Genomic DNA, 22,392 nt, shown 5'->3' with positions numbered 1-22,392 from the left:
CCGCCTGCCCGGGCGGTCTGCCCCCCGGGCGCGGCCCGGGGCCTGCACGCTGGGCCGGACTCCGACGCTTTATGAAAAACCGCTAAAATTCAAGACTTTCCCGTATTTTTCTAGCCTGGCCCAGCGGCCGCGCCCCGCGCCCGCGCGCGGCGGCAGGCCGATTTTGATATGCCCGGCTTTTCGCCTGGGAGTCCTCGATGCCCATCTATGCCTACAAGTGCAGCGCCTGCGGCCATGCCAAAGACGTCTTGCAGAAGATCTCTGACGCGCCGCTTTCGGAATGCCCCGAATGCGGTCAAAGCACGTTTTCCAAGCAGGTGACCGCGGCTGGATTCCAGCTCAAGGGCTCCGGCTGGTATGTCACGGACTTCCGTGGCAACGGCAGCGGCGGCAGCCAGGGCACAGCGCCCGCGGGCGCGTCAGCCCCGGCTGAAAGCGCCGCTCCCGCCGCCGCGCCTGCCGCGGCGCCGGCAGCCACGCCCGCCCCGGCGGCGCCTGCTGCCGGCAGCGCCGCCTCCTAGAGCGCTCGCGATGCGAATGCGCGTCATCAAGAAGTACTTCATCACCGGGCTGTTGATCTGGGTTCCCCTGGTCATCACGGTGTGGGTACTGGGGCTGCTGGTCGCCACCCTGGAAGGGTTCGTGCCTGGCTTTCTGTCCTCCGAATCGCTGTTCGGCCTGGACATTCCCGGTTTCCGCTTCGTCCTGGTGATCGCGGTGGTGCTTCTGACGGGCGTGTTCGCCGCCAACCTGATCGGCCGCACGATGGTCGACCAGTGGGAAAGTCTGCTGGGCCGCATCCCGCTCGTGCGCTCCATCTACAACTCGGTCAAGCAGGTCAGCGATACCGTGCTTGCCCCCAACGGACAGGCGTTTCGCCGCGCGGTGCTGGTGCAGTATCCGCGCGCGGGGGCCTGGACCATCGCTTTCGTCACCGGCACGCCCAGCGGTGAAGTGGCCGACAGCCTGCCTGGCGACCACATCAGCGTGTACGTGCCGACGACGCCCAACCCCACGTCCGGCTTTTTCCTGATGGTGCCTCGCGCCGAGGTGATCGACCTTCAGATGAGCGTGGACGCGGCCCTGAAGTACATCGTTTCCATGGGCGTAGTCGCCCCGGCCCCGGCGGCAACGCCCGTGGTCCGGCCGGCTGCGCTCGCTCCGGCGCCGGGCGTGCAGGACGCACCCCGCGCCGATTCGTAACCCTTAAACACCAAGCACACAACGGAGTCATCCCGCATGCGTACCTGCTACACCGGCCAGGTTTGCCGTGACCATCTCGGCCAGACCGTCACCCTGTACGGCTGGGTGAACCGCCGCCGCGACCACGGCGGGGTCATCTTCATCGACCTGCGCGACCGCGCGGGCCTGGCGCAGATCGTGTTCGATCCGGACAACGCCGCCTTCGCCACCGCCGAGCGCCTGCGCAATGAATTCTGCATCCGCGTCACCGGCCTGGTGCGCGAGCGTCCGGCGGGCACGGCCAACGCCGAACTGGCCTCCGGCGAAGTCGAAGTGCTCTGCAAGGAAGTCGAGATCCTGAACGCGTCGGTCACCCCGCCGTTCCAGCTGGACGACGACAACCTGTCGGAAACCACCCGCCTCACGCACCGCGTACTGGACCTGCGCCGCCCGCAGATGCAGCGCAACCTGATGCTGCGCTACCGCGTGTCCATCGAAACCCGCAAGTTCCTGGACGAGCTGGGCTTCATCGACATCGAAACCCCGATGCTGGCCAAGAGCACGCCCGAAGGCGCGCGCGACTACCTGGTGCCCTCGCGTGTGAACGCCGGCCACTTCTTCGCGTTGCCGCAGTCGCCGCAGCTGTTCAAGCAGATGCTGATGGTGTCGGGCTTTGACCGTTACTACCAGATCACCAAGTGCTTCCGCGACGAAGACCTGCGTGCCGACCGTCAGCCGGAATTCACCCAGATCGATTGCGAGACCTCGTTCCTGAACGAGATCGAAATCCGCGAGATCTTCGAGAACCTGATCCGCCACGTGTTCAAGGTGGTGCAGGGCGTCGACCTGCCGTCGCCGTTCCCGATCATGCCCTGGACCGAAGCGATGCGCCGCTACGGCTCGGACAAGCCGGATCTGCGCGTGCAACTCGAGTTCACCGACATCACCGACGTGATGCGCGACGTGGACTTCAAGGTGTTTGCCGCCGCCGCCACGGCGCCCGGCAGCCGTGTGGTCGCCCTGCGCGTGCCGGGCGGCGCCGAAATGTCGCGCAGCGAGATCGACGCCTACACGCAGTTCGTCGGCATCTACGGCGCCAAGGGCCTGGCCTACATCAAGGTCAACGAAGTGGCCAAGGGCCGCGACGGCCTGCAATCGCCCATCGTCAAGAACCTGCACGACGCCGCGCTGGCTGAACTGGTCAAGCGCACCGGCGCCCAGGACGGCGACATCATCTTCTTTGGCGCGGACCGCGAGAAGGTCGTCAACGACGCCATCGGCGCGCTGCGCGTGAAGATCGGCCACAGCGAATTCGGCAAGAAGACGGGTCTGTTCACGGCCGGCTGGAAGCCGCTGTGGGTGGTCGACTTCCCGATGTTCGAGTATGACGAGGAAGACGGCCGCTACACCGCCGCCCACCACCCGTTCACCAGCCCCAAGGACGGCCACGAGGACTTCCTGGAATCCGATCCCAGCAAGGCGTTCGCCAAGGCCTACGACATGGTGCTGAACGGCTGGGAAATCGGCGGCGGCTCGGTCCGTATTCACCGCGAGGAAGTGCAGAGCAAGGTGTTCCGCGCGCTGAAGATCGGCGCCGAGGAAGCCCGCGAGAAGTTCGGCTACCTGCTGGACGCGCTGCAGTACGGCGCGCCTCCGCACGGCGGCATCGCCTTCGGCCTGGACCGCATCGTCACCATGATGACCGGCGCCGAATCGATCCGCGACGTGATCGCCTTCCCGAAGACGCAGCGCGCCCAGGATCTGCTGACGCAAGCGCCCTCGGAAGTCGACGAGAAGCAACTGCGCGAGCTGCACATCCGCCTGCGCAACGTCGAAAAGGCGTAACCACTTCCGAAGCGTCCTTGGCGCTTCGGAAGCGGTGTCTGACACCCAGGTGCGGGGCTCTCGGATTGAAGGGCCTCTGGCGCGGGTGTCAGACACCGGTGCCGTGGCAAAGATGAGATTGCCCGGCTGAAATGGAGTAATCTGGCTAACGCCGCCAACCACGGCGGCGGCTGGCCAGAGGACCTTCCGGGACCCGGCCGGCAGTTCCCAAGATTTGAAAGGCGCCATTGCTTCCATGTCGCTCATCCGAGTCGTCAGCTACAACATACACAAGGGCCGTTCGGCACTAGGCCGGCGCGACTCCCTGAATGAACTTCGCCTGGGCCTGTATGGCCTGCGCCCAGATCTGGTCTTCCTGCAGGAGGTCCAGGGCCGCAACGAGCATAAGTCGCTGCTCGACGCACAGCACGAATCCCTTGCCGCGGCCTTGCGGCTGGATGTGGCCTACGGCCGCAATGCCGTGCGCCATGCCACCGATCATGGCAACGCGCTGCTCTCGCGCTATCCCATCATCGACCACGAAAATCTCGACATTTCCGATCACCGTCTCGAGCAGCGTGGACTTCTGCACGCGCGCGTCGAGGTCGGGGATCGTGCCGTGCATTGCTTCGTGGTGCATCTGGGCCTGTTCGCCGGCAGCCGCAGCCGCCAGATCCTGGCGCTGACCGAGCGCATCAAGCGCATGGTGCCCGATGGCGAGCCCATCCTGATCGCGGGCGATTTCAACGACTGGAACGACAGGCTGGCGCCGATGTTCGTGCAGCAGCTCGGGTTGTACGAAGTGTTCTCGCATGCCCCGCGCAGCCATGGTGGCGATCTGCCGCGCCTGCGCGACTCGGTCAAACGGCTGTCCAACGCCTTGCGCGGACTGCCCAATAGCGGCGTCTCGGTCATGGAGCGCACCAACCAGCTTGGCATGGGGGGAAGCTCGTTGCTCGCGCCGCCGCCGCGAACGTTCCCGGCGGTGTTTCCCTGGTTCCGCCTGGACCGCATCTACCAGCGCGGCTTCGCGGTGCGCAGCGCCCGGGTGCTGCGCGGCCGCGAATGGGCCAGGCTGTCCGATCACTCCCCCTTGCTCGCGGAGCTGGAACTCCCGTGAAGGACGAGCAGGACAGGCTGGAATGGGTGCCGGGCAACGATATCCGTCTGCTCGAGAACGGCGCCGACTTCTTTCCCGCGCTGTGCGCGGCGATCGATGCCGCCACCGTGAGCGTGCATCTGGAAACCTACATCTTCATGATCGACCGCACCGGCGCGAAGGTGCTGGAGTGCCTGGCGGCGGCCGCGCGCCGTGGCGTGAAGGTGCGCGTGGTGCTGGATGGGTTTGGCAGCGCCTTGCATGGCGAGCGCGTGCGGGTCGCGCTGACCAATGCGGGCGCGCAGTGCCGCATCTTCCGGCCTGAGCCCCGCTGGTTCGCGCGGTACGTGCCGTCGCGCAGCCGCCTGCGGCGCCTGCATCGCAAGGTCACGATCATCGATGGCCGCATGGCGTTCATCGGCGGCATCAACGTCATCGACGACTACGACGATCTGGATCCGACCGACGGTCTGACGGGACCGCGGTTCGATTTCGCCGTGCAGGTCGAAGGCCCGCTGGTCACGCAGGCGGCCCACGCGCAGGAACTGTTATGGGTGCGCCTGAACTGGGCGCGTCTGCGGCGCCATCCGCGCGACTGGCATCGCCTGCAGTTGCTCAAGCCGCGCGACGTTCCCGCGCCGCCAGGCGGCATGCTGCGCGCCGCGCTGGTGCTGCGAGACAACCTGCGCTTTCGGCGCACGTTCGAGCGCGCCTATCTGTTCGGCATCTCGCGCGCGCGCCGCGACATCCTGATCGCCAATGCCTATTTCTTTCCCGGCGTGCGCTTTCGCCGCGCGCTGGCCAAGGCCGCGGCCCGCGGCGTGCGGGTGCGCCTGCTCTTGCAGGGCAAGGTCGAGTACCGGATGCAGTACCACGCCACGCGTTCGCTGTACGACAAGCTTCTGCGCGACGGCATCGAGATCTACGAGTACATGCCGGGTTACCTGCACGCCAAGGTCGCGGTGATCGACAACGTGGCCACCGTGGGCTCGTCCAACCTGGACCCCTTCAGCCTGCTGCTGGCGCGCGAGGCCAACGTCGTGGTCGACAGCCAGCCGTTCGCGTGGGACCTGCAAGAACGCCTGGAAACCGCCATCCGCGAGGGCGGGCGCTTCATCCGGCCGCTGGACTATCAGCGCCGGGGATTCGTGCGGCGTTGGATCGACGCGGCGTCCTACGCGCTCTTGCGGATCGGCGTGGCGTTCACGGGAACGTCGGACAAATACTGAGCACGGGCGCACGCCGGCGCGGCAGTAAACTACCCGCTTTGGAGGCCAGCCCTCCGATCAGGCACAACGCAATGAGCATTCTCGTCACCGGAGGCGCCGGGTTCATCGGATCCAACTTCGTGCTGGATTGGCTGGCGCTTGGCGATGAGACGGTCGTCAATCTGGACAAGCTGACCTACGCCGGCAACCGCGCCAATCTGGGTAGCCTGGCGCACGACGCGCGCCATGTGCTGGTCGTGGCGGACATCGCCGACACGCATCGGGTGACCGAGGTGCTGCGCCAGCATCGTCCGCGCGCCATCATCAATTTTGCCGCCGAAACCCACGTCGACCGTTCGATCGCGGGCGCTGGCAATTTCGTCAGGACCAACGTCGGCGGCACGTTCGGCTTGCTGGAAGCCGCCCGCACGTTCTGGAGCGAACTGGACGGCGCCGCGCGCGATGCGTTCCGGTTCCTGCATGTGTCGACGGACGAGGTCTACGGCTCGCTGGCGCCATCCGATCCGGGCTTTACCGAAACCAGCCCCTACCAGCCCAACAATCCCTACGCCGCCAGCAAGGCGGGCGGGGACCATCTGGTGCGCGCGTGGGCGCAGACCTACGGACTGCCGGTGCTCATGACGCACTGTTCGAACAATTTCGGCCCCCGGCAGTTTCCCGAAAAGCTGATTCCCCTGATGATCCATCACGCGCTGGCGGGCAAGCCACTGCCCGTTTACGGAGATGGCCTGCACGCGCGCGACTGGCTGTATGTCGCCGACCATTGCGACGGCTTGCGCAAGGTGCTGCAACACGGCCGGCCTGGCGAAACCTACAACCTGGGCGCGGGTAACGAGCGCACCACGCTGCAGGTCGTCGAGGCGGTGTGCGCCTTGCTGGATGTCTTGCGGCCGCGGCCCGATGGCAGGGCGTACCGCGACCTGATTGCGCTGGTCGCCGACCGGCCCGGCCACGATCGCCGCTACGCCATCGATGCGCACAAGGCGCGGCAGACGTTGGGTTGGCAGCCCGCCGAAACGTTTGCCTCGGGCCTGGAAAAGACCGTCCGGTGGTATCTGGATCATCCGCAGTGGCTGCGTGATGGGGCAGGGCACGCGCGCCCGGCTGAAGGAGACGCATCATGACGGCAACGGGCGCGCGCAAGGGGATCATCCTGGCGGGCGGGTCGGGCACGCGGCTGCATCCCGCGACGCTGGCGGTAAGCAAGCAGCTCATGCCCGTATACGACAAGCCCATGATCTATTACCCGCTGACCACGCTGATGCTGGCCGGCATACGCGAGATCCTGATCATCTCCACCCCCGACGACCTGCCGCGATTCCGGCAGTTGCTGGGCGACGGCGGGCAGTGGGGCCTGTCGCTGGAATACGCGGTGCAGCCGGCGCCCGAAGGCCTGGCGCAGGCGTTTTTGATCGGGGCGGACTTCATCGGGCAGGCGCCCTGCGCGCTGGTGCTGGGCGACAACCTTTTCTACGGGCACGATTTTCACCAGCTGCTTGCCGGCGCCATGGCGCGTGAGGCGGGCGCCACCATCTTTGCCTACCATGTCCAGGATCCGCAACGCTACGGCGTGGTCGAGTTCGACGCGCACGGCAACGCGCTGCGTATCGAGGAAAAGCCCGCGTCGCCCAAATCGAACTACGCGGTGACCGGACTGTATTTCTACGACAATCGGGTGATCGACCTGGCGCGCCAGATCCGTCCGTCCGCGCGCAACGAGCTGGAAATCACCGACGTGAATCAGGCGTACCTGGAACTCGGGGCGCTCAACGTCGAAATCATGGGACGAGGGCATGCGTGGCTGGATACGGGCACGCACGATAGCCTGCTCGATGCATCGCAGTTCATTGCGACGCTTGAACGCCGGCAAGGCTTGAAGGTGGCATGCCCTGAAGAGATCGCATTCCGTAAGCGCTGGATCGACGCGGCGCAACTGGAAACGCTGGCCCGTCCGCTGGTCAAAAGCGGCTATGGCCAGTACCTGATGAACCTTCTTACCCGGCTGCCTCATTGATGCGCGTGACGCCCTTGTCCCTGCCCGAGGTCCTGCGCATCGATCCCGTGATGCACCAGGACGACCGCGGCTATTTCGTCGAGACCTATGTGCAATCGGTCTTTGACGCGGCAGCCGGCCGGCCGGTCCGCTTTCTGCAGGACAACCAGTCGCACTCGCGGCGCCACGTCCTGCGCGGCCTGCATTATCAGACGCTGCAACCGCAGGGCAAGCTGGTGCGCGTCACCGAAGGCGAGATCTTCGATGTCGCGGTCGATATGCGGGAAGGATCGCCCACGTTCGGCCAATGGACGAGCGAGATCCTGTCGTCGGAGAACCTGCGCCAGCTCTGGGTGCCCGAAGGCTTTGCGCACGGATTTCTGGTGCTGTCCGAATACGCCAATGTGGTCTACAAGACGACCGCGCCGTACCTGCCGGCGCATCAGCAATGCGTGATGTGGAACGACCCGGCGATTGCGATTGCCTGGCCGGTGCAGGCCGAGCCGATATTGTCCGACAGCGACCGCCGTGGCCTCGCCCTGGCGCAAGCGCCGCGGATGGCGCCGGCCTAGCGGGGCGTTCAGCGGGGGCGCTTCATTCCGACCAGTCCCAACGCCAGCGCGGTGCCGACAAGAATGATGCCCGCGCCCGCGAGGATGGGCGCGGTGATGGCTTCGTCCAGAAACCACGCGCCCCAGACCACCCCGAAGATGGGAACCAGGAACGTGACGCTGACCGCGCCGGTCGGGCCCACGTTGGCGATCAGCCGGAAGAACACGATGTATGCGGCGCCGGTGCACACGACGGCAAGCAGGACCGTCGCGCCCCAGGCCTCCCAGGACACCGGCTGTTGCGGCCAGGTGGCCACGGCAGCGGGCAGCAGGACCAATGCGGCCGACACCATGCTGCCCGTTGCGCTGGTCAAGGGGTCCACGCCTGTCAGGAAACGCTTCGTCCAGTTCGCGGCAACGCCGTAGAAGACGGGCGCGGAGACGGCGGCGAGCACGGCAAAGCCCGTGCCGCCGGATTGAAAGTCGAGCTTGTCCCAGACCAGCACCACGATGCCGGACAGACCGATCAGCAGCCCCAGCGAGCGCGTCCACGGCAACCGGTCTTTCAGCCACAGCCAGCCGATCACGGCGCCCCACACCGGCGTCACGGCGTTGGCGACGGACAAAAAGCCCGCGCCCAACGACTGGGCGGCGTAGGCGTAAAGCAGGAAGGGCAGCGCGGCATTCAAGGTGCCGACCATGAGAATGGCTTTCCAGCGGCGTGCGATCAAGGGCAGCTTGTTGCGCCAGATCGCGGCGGGCAGGAGAAAGAGCGCAGCCAGTCCCACGCGCAGTTCGATGAGCGCCACCGGTCCGAACTCCGGCACGGCGACGCGCATGAAAAGAAAAGAGCCGCCCCAGACGGCGGCTAGAATCAACAGGTCCTGCAGATCGCGGCGTTGCATGTTCAGCTCTGAATCAACCGTGGCTGCGGCTCGTGACCAGGTTTCTCATCTTCACCCGGTGCGCCAGCACCGCGCACGAGAGGGAGAGGAAAATACACAGGATCAGGCCGGTGCGCACGCCCGAGAGCACCGTGCTGTGGGAAATCAGGATGCCGACGACGGCGGTACCCAGCGCGCTGCCGATGGCGCGCGTTGTCTGCACCAGCGCCGAGGCGACGCCCACGTCGCGCCGCTCGCTGAGCATCTGCATGAAAAGCGTCAGGTTGGGCAGCAGAAAGCCCAGTGCACAGCCGTTGACGAAGAATGCGCCAAGAATCCACCACGCCGACGTGCCTGGCGAAATCAGCAGCACCATCAGCGATCCGGCCGCCAGCAGGACGCCGCCGAACACCATCAGGCGCTGCGGTTCGGTCTGCTTGGGAAACATCCGGCCGTTGATGATGCTGCCCACCGAGATCGCGGCCACCAGCGGCGTCAGCAGCAGTCCCGCCTGGCTGGGCGTATAGCCCAGCACCTGTTGCAGCAGCAGCGGGCTGTAGAAGATCAGGATGAACATCACCGCGCCGACCATCATTGCCGCCACGTTCAGCAGGCGCGGCTCGTGTCCCGAGAGCACGCGCAGCGGGAAGATGGGCGACTTCACGCGGCGCTCGGTGGGAATCAGGATGGCGATGGCGGCGGCGCCGACCAGCGCCAGCGTCAGGCCAAGGATCGGGTGCGCGTGTTCGCCGCTGGCAAAGGCAAGCTCCAGCGCGGCCAGCGGCGCGCCCACGGCCAGCACGAGCAGGATGGCGCCAAGCCAGTCGATCTTGCGGCTGCCGTCATGGATGGGCCGGATGCGCGGGAAATAACGCGCCAGGAGGAAAAACGCGCCCGCGGCCGCGATGGGCGAGATGAAGAACGCGGCGCGCCATCCCAGGGCCTGCGTGGCCGCGCCGCCCAGCACGGGGCCGATGCCGCTGGCCATGGCGAAAGCGGCGGACACCAGCGCCATCCATCTGACCCGCTGCTTGGCGTCGGGGAACAGGTCCGCCGGCGCGGCGAAGGCGGTGGCGATCATCATGCCGCCGCCCACCCCCTGCAGGGTGCGGAACACGATCAGCTGCGTCATGGACTGCGCCAGGCCACAGGCAATGGAGCCAAGCGCGATGATGAGCACCGACACCAGCATCAGGGGCTTGCGGCCAAACATGTCGCCAAGCCGGCCGAAGATCAGGATGGAAGCCGCCGTGGCAAGCAGATAGCCCGTGCCGACCCAGGCGTACAGCGCCATGCCGTTCAGGGCCTCGGCCACGCGCGGCAGCGTGGTGCTGATGATGGTGGAATCCAGGGCGGCAAGCACAACAGTGGCCGACACCCCCGCCATCGCCATCAGCAAGTCCCGTCTTGAACGTGCGGGATCAGTGGCTGGCTGAGCGGGTGGCGGCGGCGGAGTCATGCCGCCTAGGATATCACCGGCACCCTAGGGTTATCACTTGTAAAAAGCGTGGTATCCCCAGAATACGGCGATCACCAATACGACAAGCATCCAGGACCAGCTGGAATTGGACAGGCCCCGCGGTTCGGGTTCGGGCGGCGGTGGCGGGGGCGCCAGACGCGGCTGGGCCGCCATGTGGTCGATGAAGGCAGTGAAGAACTTGTCGACGATTTTCTCGGCGGCCTTCAGGAGCACGCCTTCCCCGCACTCGCCCAGCTTGCCGCCTGCCATGCCGGCAACGGTGTAGGCCACGCGGGTGCCCTCGTCCTTGGTGGTCAGGTTGACCTGCGCCGTGCCGATCGCCAGGCAGGCGGCTCGCCCCTTGCCTTCGAACACCAGCGTGCAGCTGTTTGGGGCGTTGACATCGGAGAGCAGGATCTCACCGTCGTAGTCGGTGTCGATACCGGCGATCTTGGCGCGCAGCGTGACCGCGTACTCGGTCGGGCTGCGCATCGCGACTTCCACACACCCCGGAATGCACTTCTGTAACACTCGCGGGTCGGTCAACGCATCCCAGGTCTGGTGCTGCGTCGAAGGAATCCATTGGGCATCGGCAATGCGCATGGCTGTCTCCCTGTTCCAACAGTGTTGTGAATCCATTGTGGACCGGTCTGGAGAAAATAGCCACGAGACGACGGCACTGCCAGGTCTTAGTAATAGTGAGACGTACTATTGTTTGTAGATCTGAATGAGTAATACCGTCGGAAAATCCGCTTCGGCCTGCGTTTTCAGCATGTTATGATATCCAGTTGCACTAAAACTTAGTATGCGCACCTTGCGCCCTGAGGTTTCGTCCGTTCATTTTGAATAATTTGCAAAACCAATGTTGCGAATAATTTTCTGGTTGTAATTTGGACGCCCGGGCTTTAAAGCGATAGGTCGGCAGCATATTACGGCGCTTTTTTCCTGATGAATCAGCCTCTGAATGGCCGCTCCCGGGTTTTGGCGGCGTCAGTAATGCAATTATTTCCAATAACTTTATGTCCGCCCCGGATTTCGTAAGAAGCGGGACGGTCAAGTGGGATAGGTAGTGTGAATCCTCATCAGGCACAGCGTGTATCTCCGGCTGCGATGTTCGACAGCATCTGGAGCAATCGAAAGCTCGCGGTTCAAATGTGCAAGCGGGAAGTCCTGGGCCGCTATCGCGGCTCGATCTTCGGGCTGGCGTGGTCTTTTTTCACGCCGCTGCTCATGCTGACGGTATACACGTTTTTCTTTACCGTAGTGTTTAAGGCGCGCTGGGGCGTCAGCCAGGATGCCAGCCACGCGAATTTCGCGGTCGTGCTGTTCGTCGGGCTGATTGTTCACGGGCTGTTTTCCGAGTGCATCAGCCGCGCGCCGGGCCTCATCCACAGCAACGTGACCTACGTGAAAAAGGTCGTCTTTCCCCTGGAGATCTTTCCGTGGGTGGCGATGGGCGCCGCGCTTTTTCATGCGGCGATCAGCGTGTGCGTGCTCTTGATTGCTCAATTGGTGCTCAGCGGCTCCATCAGCTGGACGGCGATATTTTTCCCGGTCGTGCTGATGCCGCTGCTGATGGTGACCATGGGATTTGCCTGGTTCCTGTCGGCAACGGGCGTTTATGTTCGCGACATCGGCCAGACGATCGGCCTGTTGATGTCGGTGCTGCTGTTCGTCTCTCCGGTTTTCTATCCGATTTCAAATCTGCCGCCCAAGGTGCAGATGGTTGTGATGCTCAATCCCCTTACCTTGATTATTGAAGAATCCCGCAAGGTGCTGCTTTACGGCGAATTGCCGAATTGGGGCGCGCTTGGTATTTACGCAGCCATCAGCATGGTGATTGCGTGGGCAGGTTTTTGGTGGTTCCAGAAGGCGCGCAAGGGGTTTGCTGATGTCCTCTGATGGCAATGTCATTCGCGTAGATCGCCTGAGCAAGTGTTATCAGATCTACGATCGGCCGCACGACCGGCTGAAGCAGTTTGTCGCGCCCCGTCTGCGCAGCATGCTTGGCCGGCCGCCGGTCAACTATTTCCGCGAATTCTGGGCGTTGCGCGACGTGTCCTTCAATGTGGGCCGCGGCGAGACCGTGGGCATCATTGGCCGCAATGGCTCGGGCAAGTCCACCCTGCTGCAGATGATCTGCGGCACGCTGATGCCGACCTCGGGCACCGTGGAGACGCAAGGCCGCGTCGCCGCTCTGCTGGAACTGGGCGCGGGATTCAACCCCGAGTTCACCGGGCGCGAAAATGTGTTTCTGAATGCGATGGTTTTGGGGTTGAGTCAGCCCGAAATCGAGGCGCGTTTTGATGAGATTGCGGCATTTGCCGATATTGGCCAGTTTATCGAGCAGCCGGTCAAACATTATTCCAGCGGCATGTACGCCCGCCTGGCTTTCGCTGTGGCGATCAACGTGGACCCGGATATCCTCGTCGTCGACGAGGCGCTGGCCGTTGGCGACGAACCCTTCCAGCGCAAATGTTTTGCGCGAATCGACGCGATCAAGAATCGCGGCGCCACGATTCTGTTTGTTTCGCATTCTGGCGCGGCCATTATCAATCTGTGCGACCGCGCGGTGCTGCTCAATGCAGGCGAACGCCTGTTCACCGGTATTCCGAAGCGGGCCGTTTATTTTGGCCAGAAGCTCGGCAACACCACCAGCGATAAAGCCGTCGAGCTGATCGCGGAAATCCGCCGGATCGACGCCGAGGGCGAGAGCGCGGCCAGTCTGGCCGAGCCGGCGGCCGACGAAGCCAAGCAGGCCGCTGCCGCCGATTCGGTCCCGTCGGGCGGCCTGGAGCCGTTCTTCGATGCGAGCTTCGTGCCGGATACGCTGTCCTACGACGAAGTGGGCGCCAAGCTGTCCGCGCCCATGCTTCAGACATTGGGCGGCGCGCAGGTCAATCACATTCTTCGTGGCCATCGCTACAAGCTCAAGTGCAGCGTGCAGTTCACCGAGGATTGCCCCGCGGTCCGGTTCTACGCGCTGATCCGCACCACGTCGGGTATCGATCTGGCGGGCTGCGCCCACCCCATCCTGGACGAACACGGCATCGACTTCACCGCCGGCACCTCGTTGGACCTGGAATTCGAGTTTGAATGCTCGCTGAACCCGGCAACGTATTTTTGCACCTTCGCCGCTCAGGGCGAGGACGGTTCATTGCATCATCGTATTGTCGACGCGATCGTGTTTCGCGTGATGGCTGACGAGCCGCGTCCAGCCACTGGCCTTTTCGACATCGGATTTCAACCCAGGATCTTGCTGGATGCCGTTTCCGAGTAATCGGCGACGCCTGGCAGGATAGAGAACTGAAATGCACAATCTTCCGACGGATTACAAAGAACACAAAGGAATGCTGTTTCCGGAGACGGACGGCAGTATTCCCGAATTCACGTACACCGATGGCGCCGACTTCGAACAGCAGATCGAGCGCATCATCGCCGACGCCAAGGATCGCTCGCTGTTTTCCCGCGAATTGGTGGGCGCCATCTGGGACTGGCGGTCCGCCTGCCACCTGTCGCCCGTGCGCGCCAACATCCTGCGCCCGCTCGAGAAGCTGTGCCGGGGCCGCGTGCTGGAACTGGGATCCGGGTGCGGCATCATCACGCGGTATCTGGGCGAGCTGGGCGGCGATGTCGTGGCCCTGGAGGCCTCGGCTCACCGCGCCTCGATCACGCGCCAGCGCACGGCCGACTTGAACAATGTCACCGTCGTCTGCGACCGCATCGAAGATTTCAACGCCGAAAAGAAATTCGACGTCGTGACGATGATCGGCGTATTGCAGTACGCCCGGCTTTTTTCCCATTGCGGCGACCGCGCCGAACTGGACCTGCTGGCCAATGCCGCGCGCCAGCTCAATGACGACGGCGTTCTGGTCATCGCCATCCAGAACAAGCTGGGTCTGAAGTATTTCTCGGGCTTTCCCGAGCCGAACGTGGACGTGCCCTACTACGGCGTGGAGGGGCAATACGGGCCCGAGACCATCATCCGTTTCGGGCTGGATGAGCTCAAGGGCATCCTGGGTTCCGTCGGACTAAGCGCGCAGGAAGTGTATTTCCCGCTGCCGGACTATCACATGCCGGTGTCGCTCCTGACCTCGAAGGGGCTGGATCCGAAGGGCCAGTTTGCCGCCCGTCCGCTGTTGACCGGGACGGTCGGCCGCGACCGCGCCCGGCCCGACTGGATCGTGCCGGCTTTCTCGCTGGAGCAGGCCTGGGCCTCGATCCACGAAAACGGCCTGGCTGAAGACCTGGCGAACTCGTTTCTGATCATTGCCGGCAAGTCGGAGCGGGCCGTGGCCGCGCTGCGCGAAGCGCAGGATCTTGCCTGGCACTATAGCGTCGAGCGCCACCCGGCGTTTGCCACCGCGAAGCGCTTTTACCTGGACGGCGGCGAAGTCCGCACGGCGCGGGACCGCGTGACGCAGGAAGCCGCGCCGGCGTTGCCGGTCAGCCATTCGATCGACGATGGCCCGTATCTGAAGGGCAATCTCTGGTGGCTGAGCCTGGTAAAGGTGCTGAACACGCCGGGCTGGTCGGCGATGGACGTGTGCAACTGGGCGCGGCCCTGGATCGACGCGATCTGCCGCGAGGCGGATCTGGGCCCGGCGGTGTCGCTGTCGCTGGACAAGTCGGTGCCCGGCGCTCTGTTCGACTGGACCCCCTTGAACTGCATGGAAGTCGCGCCCGGCGAGCTGGCCTTCTTCGACAAGGAATGGAAGCTCGAATCGGACCTGACGCTGTCCTACGTGATCTTGCGTGGCCTGTTCGGCAGTCTGGCCAGCGTTTCCAGCTGCGCCCAGCCCGCCGAAGGCACGCCGCTGGAAATCCTGGAACTGTTGCGTGAATCGCTGCGGATGCAGAGCATCGGCATCACTGATGATCACGTCGAGAAGTACATCGCACAGGAATCCAGCGTGCAGCACTGGATCAACGGCGGCGTTGAAGGCCGCATCGGCGCGCCTTGGGTTACCTACGTCAAGTCCGCCAAGCTGGTGGTGCGCATCGACGGCCGGCACATGCGCGCGCTGCTCGACGACGCCAAGGCGCATGACGCGAACCAGCAGGCGGTGATCCAGACGCAGGCCGCGGAGATCGCTGCCATGCGCACGACGCTGGAACAATATCAAAGCAGGGCGCTTGCGGAAGCCGGCTCCCGGTGGCGGCGTGCGTTCCGCGCGTTGTTTGGACGGTCCGCCTGAGCCTTACGCGGTTTTTGGGGCGACGACAGTAGCGCATGGTTGCGTTGTCGCCATTACAAGAGTGAATGAAATCCCATGTAGCGCCAGGCGGAGGGGAAACCATGAAAAACGTACATGGTCAGCGTTCGCAACAGGCCTGGTTCGACATAAGAGGATTGGCGGGCACACGATGAGAGTTTTGCAAGTTAACGGATACCAGTCGCCGGGACGCCGCTTCAATGGGCTGTCCCTGAAGCCTCATCTCGAGGCGCTTGGTGTTTCCTCCAAGCATTTCGTGTGGGAGCAGGACCGTCAGGAAGAAGGCGTCGTGAGCCTGCACGGCAAGCTGCTGCGCAAGGTCAACCGGCTGACGCGGGGCGTCGAGAAAGTGCTGTCGCTGCAATCGCAGCTGTATTCGAACGGCATGCACATGCGCCGCATGGAGGCGTTCCGCGAAGCGGACCTGGTTCACTACCACATCATCCATTCCGGTTTTCTGAGCATGCAGTCGCTGCCGGCGATGACCGCCGAGAAGCCCTCGCTGTGGACGCTGCACGATCCGTGGGCGATGACCGGCCATTGCATTCACCCTTTTTCGTGCCAGCGATGGAAGACGGGCTGTGGCCAGTGCCCCGATCTGAAGACCGATTTTGCGATCCAGCGCGACACGACAGCGCTGAACTTCCGGCTCAAGCGGATGGCCTACCGGCGCTCGAACTTCGAGATCCTCGTGGCCTCGAGCTGGATGGAGAACATGGTCCGGCAGTCGCCCCTGATGGACGGCGTGGCCGTTCACAAGGTGCCGTTTGGCCTGGACCTGGATTTCTTCAAACCCGGTGACCAGGCAGCGGCCAAGGCCCGCCTGGGCATCGAGCCGCATCGGCTGGTGCTGTGCTTCCGGTCCGTGGTCAACGATTTCAAGGGCCTGCAGTATGTGATCGAGGCGCTGGACCGCTTGCAGACGCAGGTGCCCATCTGCCTCTTGACGCTCAACGACAAGGGTCGGATCGAGAAGTTCAAGGACAGGTTTCAGGTCGTCGAACTGGGCTGGACGAATGACGATAGCGTGATGCAGGACGTCTATAGTGCGACTGACCTGTTCCTCATGCCGTCACTGGCCGATTCGTTTGGGTTGATGGCGGTCGAGGCGATGGCTTGCGGCAAGCCCACCATCTGCTTCGAAGGGACCGCCTTGCCCGAGGTCGTGTTCACGCCGGAAGCGGGGCTGGCGGTGCCGTCCCGCGATTCGGCCGCGCTGGCGGCGGCGATGGAGCGGCTGATCGGCGATCCGCAGGAGCGGCTGGCACGAGGCGCAAGATCGCGCCAGCTGGCCGAGCAGCACTATGACATACGCTTGCAGGCCGAGCGTATGGTGGACGTTTACGAACGTGTGATCCACGGAAGGCAGTCAGGAAAATGACAACGGCGGATACGTTGACCACCAGGATTGCGGATCCGAAGTCCGAGGCGGTGCCTGGCAAACAGAGAGCGGCCTGGGCGGACCTGTGCCGGGTGGTGGCCATCTATGGCGTGATCCTGATTCACTCCTGCGGCGCGGCGTTCTACGCCTTCGGCAAGAGTCCGTTGCCCGACTGGCTGTCGGCCAACGCGCTGGATTCCGCCGTGCGCGTGGCGGTGCCGCTGTTCGTGATGATTTCAGGCGCGATGCTGCTGCGCCCGGGGATGCAGGTGGTCTCGACCGTCAACATCCTGCGCCGGGTGCTGAAGGTATTCATCCCGCTGGTCTTCTGGAGCGCTGCGTTCCTGTACCGCAACGGTGCGCTGGGCAGTTACGGCGCGGGCCTGCTCGCGATGTTTTCCGAGCCGGTGATGTACCACCTGTGGTTCGTGTACATGATCGTCGGGCTGTATGTCCTGCTGCCTTTCCTGCAGGCAATCTACGAAGTGCTGCGCAGCCGACCGGCGCTGAGCGTCTATTTCTTCGTGATCTGGTTTGCCGTCACCAGCGTGCCGCAGTATTGGCCGCTGCCGGTCCTGCGGATCATGCAGCTCACCAGCTTTCTTGGGTATGGCGGCTTGTTCATCCTGGGCGGCCTCTTGGCCGGCGTTGACCGCAAGGCCATCCCGCGGTGGGCGTGCATTGCCGTCTATGCCATCTGCTCGGCGATCACGTTCTATCTGACGTGGCGTTTTAGCGAAAAGGCCGGCGTGCCCGTCGAACGTGCCTACGTCTATTTCACGCCTAACGTGGTCATCGCCTCGATCGCGGCGTTTCTGGCGTTCGTGACGGTAGATCTGTCGGCGCGGTCCGCGGCGATTGCGAAATGGCTGAGCGACCGCGCCTTCATCATCTTTTTCGTGCATGTGGTGGTGCTGGAGCATGTTCGCTTCAGCAGCGCGATCCGCATTGCGACGGAGCACCTGCCTGCCGGGCTCGTGATCCTGTTGATTTCCCTCAGCACGTTTTTCATCTGCGGTGTTATCGCGGCCGCGATTCGCCTGATTCCGGGAGCCAGCCGTGTCGCCGGATAACGATTCGACCACCATGGACCATCCGAACGCGCGCAAGGGCAGGATTCTGCTGTTGAGCTACGCCTTCCCGCCCATGCAGGTGCAGATGACGGCAGCGGTCTACAAGCCCATGGCTGCGCTTGCCCGTTCCGGATACGACGTCGACGTCGTGTGCGCGGACTCCTTCTGCGCGGAATTGCCGCTGGATCACAGCCTGCTGCCGTTCGCCGAGAAGACGTTCGGCCGGATCGACCGGCTGCGGCCCGCGAAGAACCTGATGAGCCTCGTGCGGTCCTCCATCCGCAAGCTCGATCGCGTGCCGGACCTGATGACCGTGCTGCGCGAATCCGCGTACAGCAAGCTCATGGACATGGATCTCAGCCAGTACGACGCCGTGATGACCTGGTCGCCGTTTCATTCGGTCAACGCCGTGATGACGCGCGTGAAGAAGGCGCGGCGCAACGTGAAGTGGCTGGCACAGTTCAGCGACCCCTGGGCGGGCAATCCGCTTGAGGTCAGCCGGCTGACCAAGCTGTGGAACGCCCGGCACGAGCCGCGCGCGGTGGCGGCGGCCGATTTCATCGTGCACAGCTCGCGATATTCCCTGGATCTGATGATGCAGGGGCAGCCCGAATCCGTGCGCCGCCGCACCGATGTGATTCCCCATGCCTTCGATGAAGCCCTCTTCCCGCAGCGGCCGAAGGCAAGGAACGATCGCATCGTCATGCGTTATGTGGGCGTGCTGTACGGCCGCCGCTCGCCCGAACCGCTGTTCCAGGCACTGGGACGCCTGTTTCAGCGGCGGCCGGACCTGCGCGGCGTGCTCTGCCTCGAGCTGATCGGCCTGGTGCCGCCCGAGATGCTTGCCACCGAGGCCGCCCTGAGCCTGCCGGAGGGCACCGTGCGCGCCGTCGGCAACGTGTCGTTCGTCGAATCGCTGGAGCAGATGTACGACGCGGACATTCTGCTGCTGATCGAAGCCAATGTGCGCCAGAACCTGTTCCTGCCCAGCAAGCTGTCCGACTACATCGGCGCGGATACGCCCATCGTGGGCCTGACGCCGCCGGGCGGTTCCGAGGACGCAATGAAGCACCTTGGCTGCTGGCACGCCCGCCCGTCCGAGGTCGAGGATATCGAGAAGGCGGTTGAAGGCGCCGTGGACCACGTGCTGCGCAAGGACGGGTCCGATTGGTGCAATCAGGCCTACCGCGATACATTCAGCGGCAATCGGATCGCGCAGCGCTTTGGCAAGATCCTGGAGGGGCTCTGACGCTGGCTTGCCCGCAGGCAACGCCGGTTCCCGCATATCCATGCCCATAAGCTACTAATCAATATGGCTGTAGAAGTCGTCTTATACGCACCCAACGTGCACACCGGCGGCGGCCTTGTGCTGCTGCAGGCGCTTTTGGGCGCCTGGCCGGCCGGTTCGCCGCTGCGTCTGTTCCTGGATGCCCGCAACGAACCGCGGGTGCAGATTCCCGAGGGCGCTGCCGTGCATTGGGTAGCGCCGACGGCGCTTGCCCGCCTGAAGGGAGAATTCGCGGCGCGCCGGGCCGCGGGACCCGACGACATACTTTTCTGCTTTCATGGCCTGCCGCCGGTGCTGCCTTCGCGCGCTCGCGTCGTCGTGTTCCTGCAGAACCGGAATTACCTGCGCGGCGTGCGGCTGTCGCAGTTTCCGCTGCCCACGCGGCTGCGCCTGATCTTCGAGCGGACAATCGGGCGGTGTTTCCGTCATCGGGTCTCGGAGTACGTGGTTCAGACGCCGACCATGCGCCGCGAGGTGCTGGATTGGCTTGGTGCCGCCGAGCGCGTGCCGCCCGTCAGGATCGCGCCTTTCGTGGCCGACATCACCGTGGGCGATCCCGCAGTGCAGACAGAGCGGACCCGCCAGTGGGATTTTGTCTATGTGGCCGACGGCGTGGCGCACAAGAATCATCGGCGCCTCCTCGACGCTTGGCGGCTGCTGGCCGAGGACGGTTTGCGACCGTCGCTCGTTTTGACCCTGGGCCCTCGGGACAAGGTCTTGGCGCAGGAACTTCTGGCCGTGGCGGACCGCCATGGGCTGCGGGTCGAGAATCGGGGCGAGCTGACGCGTGAAGGCGTGGCGGCGCTGTATGCGCAGGCGGGCGCGCTGGTGTTCCCATCGTTCGGCGAATCGTTTGGCCTGCCGTTGATCGAGGCCGCCAATGCCGGCCTGCCGATCGTGGCGTCCGAGCTCGATTATGTGCGCGACGTGTGCGTGCCCGTCCAGACGTTCGATCCGGGCTCGGCCACGTCGATTGCGCGGGCGGTGCGCCGCCAGCTGGACGCGCCCAGCCCGGTGGTGGCGCCCGAAACACCCGCGCAGTTCTGGGCCCGGCTCCGTGCCGACTCCTCAGTAGCGAGCGCCTCGTGAGAATCCTGATCGTCAGCCAGTATTTCTGGCCGGAGCAGTTCTTCATCAACGACTTCGTGCGCGCATTGACGGCGCAGGGGCATGTGGTCGAGGTGCTGACCGGCAAGCCCAACTATCCGGACGGCAAGATCTTCGACGGCTATACCGAAGAGGGTTGCACGAGCGAGCAGTGGGATGACGGCACCGTGATTCATCGGGTACCGCTGCGCACGCGGCGCGCGGGCGGCGGCAAGAATCTGGTCCTCAATTACTTGTCGTTTGTCGTCAACGGGCTGCGCCATGGGTACCGGGCTGTCGGGCACAAGGATTTCGATGTCGTCCTGGCGGTGGCATTTTCGCCGATCACGTCGGTAATCCCCGCTATTTACCTCAAATGGCGCAAGAAACTGCCGCTGGCGATCTGGATCCAGGACCTCTGGCCGGAAAGCCTGAGCGCGACCGGCTTCGTGCGAAACCGCACGATTCTTGCCGGCGTGGGCATGATGGTGCGCGCGATATATGGGGCCGCATCGCTGCTGCTTGTGCAGTCCAAGGCATTCCGCGAGCCCGTTGCACGCCTGGCTTCTGACCGCAAGATCGTCTATTACCCCAATTCAAGCCCCGATCCCCGCGCAACGCCACTAAAGCCTTGCACGTTGCCCGCTTCCCTGCTGGCAACGCTGGAGAATAATTTTTGCGTCGTCTTTGCAGGTAACCTTGGGACTGCCCAGTCGCTGCATACAATCCTTGCCGCCGCGCGCAAGCTCAAAGGGCGCAACGATTCCAGAATCGTGCTGGTGGGCAGCGGCAGCATGCTGGGGCGAATCCGCGACGAGGTGGAGCGAGAAGGCTTATCCAATGTCGTGCTTGCCGGGCGCTTTCCCAACGATCAGATGCCGCATATCTTTGACAGGGCGGGGGCGTTGCTGGTCACTTTAAATAGGGACGCGATCCTGGCGCAGACGATTCCCAGCAAGGTGCAGGCGTATTTGGCCGCGGGCCGGCCGATCATCGGCGCGCTGGACGGGGCGGGCGCCGAGGTCATTCGTGATGCAGGCGCCGGGCTGGTATGCGCCGCCGAGGATTCGGATGGTCTGGCCGACTGCATAGAACGACTGCGCGCAATGAATGAGGGCGAGCGCGAGGCGCTTGCCGCCTCCGGCCGCCGGTTCTACCTTGAGCATTACGAGATAACCCGTCAGGTCGACCGATTAGTGAGTATTCTTTCTGAGAAACTCGAATTGAAAGAGAAGGCTTAGCATGAAAATTTTGGTTCTAGGGGTAACGGGCATGCTGGGTAGCGCGGTTTTTTCGCGCTTCAGCGACGATCCGGCATTCGAGACATACGGGACGCTGCGCGGTGCGGCTGGCCTGCGCCATTTCGATGAGCGCCATCGCAATAATCTGCTGACCGGCGTCGACGTGCTGGATAATGATTCCCTCGTGACGGTAATGGCCCGGGTCAAGCCGGACGTGGTCATCAACTGTGTCGGATTGATCAAGCAGCTTGCCGATGCCAAGGATCCCTTGGCGGCGCTGCCGGTGAACGCCATGCTGCCGCACCGGCTGTCGCGCCTTTGCGCGCTGGCGTCGGCCCGCCTGATCCACGTCAGCACCGACTGCGTGTTCGATGGTCGCAAAGGGATGTACCTGGAATCGGATCCCTCCGATGCCGAGGACCTTTACGGCAAGTCGAAGTACATTGGCGAGGTCACGTCCGACGTCAACGCCATCACCCTGCGCACCTCGATCATCGGTCACGAATTGGGCAGCAATGTGGCGCTGGTGGACTGGTTCCTGTCGCAACCGGGCCCCGTCAAGGGATTCACGCGCGCCGTGTTTTCCGGCCTGCCGACCACCGAGCTGGCGCGGGTGATGAAGGACTTCGTGATTCCCCACCCCGAGCTGCACGGCCTGTATCACTGCGCCGTTGCGCCGATCGACAAGTATTCGCTTCTGAAGCTCGTGGCGCAGGTGTATGGCAAGGACATCGACATCATTGCAGACGATCAATTGAAGATCGACCGGTCGCTGGATGCCACGCGCCTCTTGCAGGCGACGGGTTATGTGCCTCCCTCGTGGCCGGAATTGATTCGTGAAATGCACGCGCATCGCCTGGTTCCCTAACGGATTAAATGGTTAATT

At 64.0% G+C, this 22,392-nt stretch carries 20 protein-coding genes; 17 read left to right on the top strand and 3 right to left on the bottom strand.

All coding sequences use genetic code 11. The features are described 5' to 3' along the window. The first annotated feature begins 197 nt into the window (after window positions 1-197). The 8 genes from LN047_RS27850 (at window position 198) to rfbC (ending at window position 7,899) form a co-directional block, all read left to right on the top strand. Window positions 198-521, top strand: a complete 324-nt coding sequence (locus LN047_RS27850) for an FmdB family zinc ribbon protein (protein ID WP_373980789.1) — start codon at window positions 198-200, stop codon at window positions 519-521. A 16-nt stretch (window positions 522-537) separates the two neighbouring features. Further along, window positions 538-1,203, top strand: a complete 666-nt coding sequence (locus LN047_RS27845) for a DUF502 domain-containing protein (RefSeq protein WP_373980788.1) — start codon at window positions 538-540, stop codon at window positions 1,201-1,203. 36 nt (window positions 1,204-1,239) lie between these two features. After that, window positions 1,240-3,027 carry an aspartate--tRNA ligase gene (gene aspS / locus LN047_RS27840; RefSeq protein WP_056327158.1) on the top strand — a complete coding sequence of 596 codons (1,788 nt, stop codon included), beginning with the start codon at window positions 1,240-1,242 and terminating at the stop codon, window positions 3,025-3,027. A gap of 235 nt (window positions 3,028-3,262) precedes the next feature. Next, on the top strand, window positions 3,263-4,126 hold the full coding sequence (locus LN047_RS27835) for an endonuclease/exonuclease/phosphatase family protein (RefSeq protein WP_373980787.1): 864 nt from the start codon (window positions 3,263-3,265) through the stop codon (window positions 4,124-4,126). Continuing rightward, window positions 4,123-5,334, top strand: coding sequence for a cardiolipin synthase ClsB (clsB, locus tag LN047_RS27830; RefSeq protein ID WP_373980786.1), 1,212 nt, complete (start codon window positions 4,123-4,125; stop codon window positions 5,332-5,334). The genes LN047_RS27835 and clsB overlap by 4 nt, the downstream gene beginning before the upstream one ends. Window positions 5,335-5,405: 71 nt before the next feature. Next, window positions 5,406-6,458, top strand: a complete 1,053-nt coding sequence (gene rfbB / locus LN047_RS27825) for a dTDP-glucose 4,6-dehydratase (protein ID WP_373980785.1) — start codon at window positions 5,406-5,408, stop codon at window positions 6,456-6,458. Next, on the top strand, window positions 6,455-7,348 hold the full coding sequence (gene rfbA, locus LN047_RS27820; protein WP_373980784.1) for a glucose-1-phosphate thymidylyltransferase RfbA: 894 nt from the start codon (window positions 6,455-6,457) through the stop codon (window positions 7,346-7,348). The genes rfbB and rfbA overlap by 4 nt, the downstream gene beginning before the upstream one ends. After that, window positions 7,348-7,899, top strand: coding sequence for a dTDP-4-dehydrorhamnose 3,5-epimerase (gene rfbC, locus LN047_RS27815; RefSeq protein ID WP_062838840.1), 552 nt, complete (start codon window positions 7,348-7,350; stop codon window positions 7,897-7,899). Before rfbA ends, rfbC begins: the two co-directional genes overlap by 1 nt. An 8-nt stretch (window positions 7,900-7,907) precedes the next feature. Here the strand turns inward: rfbC and LN047_RS27810 are convergent, their stop codons facing one another. The 3 genes from LN047_RS27810 to LN047_RS27800 all read right to left on the bottom strand — a co-directional run bounded on the left by LN047_RS27810 (window position 7,908) and on the right by LN047_RS27800 (window position 10,824). Next, window positions 7,908-8,783: a DMT family transporter gene (locus tag LN047_RS27810; RefSeq protein ID WP_373980783.1), complete on the bottom strand. Its 876-nt coding sequence runs from the start codon at window positions 8,781-8,783 to the stop codon at window positions 7,908-7,910. 13 nt (window positions 8,784-8,796) lie between these two features. Next, the gene (locus LN047_RS27805) at window positions 8,797-10,155 is read right to left on the bottom strand and encodes an MFS transporter (RefSeq protein WP_373980782.1); all 1,359 of its coding nucleotides are present in this window, start codon (window positions 10,153-10,155) and stop codon (window positions 8,797-8,799) included. A gap of 99 nt (window positions 10,156-10,254) precedes the next feature. Beyond that, entirely contained in the window at window positions 10,255-10,824 is a 570-nt protein-coding gene (locus LN047_RS27800; protein ID WP_373980781.1) for a carbon monoxide dehydrogenase subunit G, read from the bottom strand. Window positions 10,825-11,331: 507 nt separating this feature from the next. On the opposite strand from LN047_RS27800, the gene LN047_RS27795 reads away from it, so the two are divergent. The 9 genes from LN047_RS27795 to LN047_RS27755 all read left to right on the top strand — a co-directional run bounded on the left by LN047_RS27795 (window position 11,332) and on the right by LN047_RS27755 (window position 22,374). Beyond that, window positions 11,332-12,123, top strand: a complete 792-nt coding sequence (locus LN047_RS27795; RefSeq protein WP_056327174.1) for an ABC transporter permease — start codon at window positions 11,332-11,334, stop codon at window positions 12,121-12,123. Further along, window positions 12,113-13,501 (top strand): ABC transporter ATP-binding protein, encoded by a 1,389-nt coding sequence (locus LN047_RS27790; protein WP_373980780.1) that lies wholly within the window; start codon window positions 12,113-12,115, stop codon window positions 13,499-13,501. The genes LN047_RS27795 and LN047_RS27790 overlap by 11 nt, the downstream gene beginning before the upstream one ends. Before the next feature lie 70 nt (window positions 13,502-13,571). Further along, window positions 13,572-15,419 carry a class I SAM-dependent methyltransferase gene (locus LN047_RS27785; RefSeq protein ID WP_373980779.1) on the top strand — a complete coding sequence of 616 codons (1,848 nt, stop codon included), beginning with the start codon at window positions 13,572-13,574 and terminating at the stop codon, window positions 15,417-15,419. 547 nt (window positions 15,420-15,966) lie between these two features. Next, a complete protein-coding gene (locus LN047_RS27780) occupies window positions 15,967-16,818 on the top strand; it encodes a glycosyltransferase (RefSeq protein WP_373982191.1) in 852 nt (283 codons plus the stop codon). Window positions 16,819-16,832: 14 nt separating this feature from the next. Next, window positions 16,833-17,891 (top strand): acyltransferase, encoded by a 1,059-nt coding sequence (locus LN047_RS27775; protein ID WP_373980778.1) that lies wholly within the window; start codon window positions 16,833-16,835, stop codon window positions 17,889-17,891. Beyond that, the gene (locus LN047_RS27770; protein ID WP_373980777.1) at window positions 17,878-19,140 is read left to right on the top strand and encodes a hypothetical protein; all 1,263 of its coding nucleotides are present in this window, start codon (window positions 17,878-17,880) and stop codon (window positions 19,138-19,140) included. Before LN047_RS27775 ends, LN047_RS27770 begins: the two co-directional genes overlap by 14 nt. 63 nt (window positions 19,141-19,203) lie before the next feature. Then, window positions 19,204-20,268, top strand: a complete 1,065-nt coding sequence (locus LN047_RS27765; RefSeq protein WP_373980776.1) for a glycosyltransferase — start codon at window positions 19,204-19,206, stop codon at window positions 20,266-20,268. Continuing rightward, the gene (locus tag LN047_RS27760) at window positions 20,265-21,506 is read left to right on the top strand and encodes a glycosyltransferase family 4 protein (RefSeq protein ID WP_373980775.1); all 1,242 of its coding nucleotides are present in this window, start codon (window positions 20,265-20,267) and stop codon (window positions 21,504-21,506) included. The genes LN047_RS27765 and LN047_RS27760 overlap by 4 nt, the downstream gene beginning before the upstream one ends. Window position 21,507: 1 nt before the next feature. Beyond that, window positions 21,508-22,374, top strand: coding sequence for an SDR family oxidoreductase (locus tag LN047_RS27755; protein ID WP_062838849.1), 867 nt, complete (start codon window positions 21,508-21,510; stop codon window positions 22,372-22,374). The last annotated feature ends 18 nt before the right edge of the window (window positions 22,375-22,392 follow it).

The sequence above is a fragment of the Achromobacter sp. JD417 genome, from assembly GCF_041879325.1.
Classification (GTDB): Bacteria; Pseudomonadota; Gammaproteobacteria; order Burkholderiales; family Burkholderiaceae_B; genus Achromobacter; species Achromobacter mucicolens.
This window is presented reverse-complemented; position numbering and strand designations above follow the sequence as displayed.

Excerpts from the sequence above, each read along its gene's own strand:
- LN047_RS27850 (WP_373980789.1), top strand. The coding sequence starts at position 198 with ATGCCCATCTATGCCTACAAGTGCAGCGCCTGCGGCCATGCCAAAGAC.
- LN047_RS27845 (WP_373980788.1), top strand. The coding sequence starts at position 538 with ATGCGCGTCATCAAGAAGTACTTCATCACCGGGCTGTTGATCTGGGTT.
- aspS (WP_056327158.1), top strand. The coding sequence starts at position 1,240 with ATGCGTACCTGCTACACCGGCCAGGTTTGCCGTGACCATCTCGGCCAG.
- LN047_RS27835 (WP_373980787.1), top strand. The coding sequence starts at position 3,263 with ATGTCGCTCATCCGAGTCGTCAGCTACAACATACACAAGGGCCGTTCG.
- rfbB (WP_373980785.1), top strand. The coding sequence starts at position 5,406 with ATGAGCATTCTCGTCACCGGAGGCGCCGGGTTCATCGGATCCAACTTC.
- rfbA (WP_373980784.1), top strand. The coding sequence starts at position 6,455 with ATGACGGCAACGGGCGCGCGCAAGGGGATCATCCTGGCGGGCGGGTCG.
- rfbC (WP_062838840.1), top strand. The coding sequence starts at position 7,348 with ATGCGCGTGACGCCCTTGTCCCTGCCCGAGGTCCTGCGCATCGATCCC.
- LN047_RS27810 (WP_373980783.1), bottom strand. The coding sequence starts at position 8,783 with ATGCAACGCCGCGATCTGCAGGACCTGTTGATTCTAGCCGCCGTCTGG.
- LN047_RS27805 (WP_373980782.1), bottom strand. The coding sequence starts at position 10,155 with ATGGCGATGGCGGGGGTGTCGGCCACTGTTGTGCTTGCCGCCCTGGAT.
- LN047_RS27800 (WP_373980781.1), bottom strand. The coding sequence starts at position 10,824 with ATGCGCATTGCCGATGCCCAATGGATTCCTTCGACGCAGCACCAGACC.
- LN047_RS27795 (WP_056327174.1), top strand. The coding sequence starts at position 11,332 with ATGTTCGACAGCATCTGGAGCAATCGAAAGCTCGCGGTTCAAATGTGC.
- LN047_RS27790 (WP_373980780.1), top strand. The coding sequence starts at position 12,113 with ATGTCCTCTGATGGCAATGTCATTCGCGTAGATCGCCTGAGCAAGTGT.
- LN047_RS27785 (WP_373980779.1), top strand. The coding sequence starts at position 13,572 with ATGCTGTTTCCGGAGACGGACGGCAGTATTCCCGAATTCACGTACACC.
- LN047_RS27780 (WP_373982191.1), top strand. The coding sequence starts at position 15,967 with ATGACCGGCCATTGCATTCACCCTTTTTCGTGCCAGCGATGGAAGACG.
- LN047_RS27765 (WP_373980776.1), top strand. The coding sequence starts at position 19,204 with ATGGCTGTAGAAGTCGTCTTATACGCACCCAACGTGCACACCGGCGGC.
- LN047_RS27755 (WP_062838849.1), top strand. The coding sequence starts at position 21,508 with ATGAAAATTTTGGTTCTAGGGGTAACGGGCATGCTGGGTAGCGCGGTT.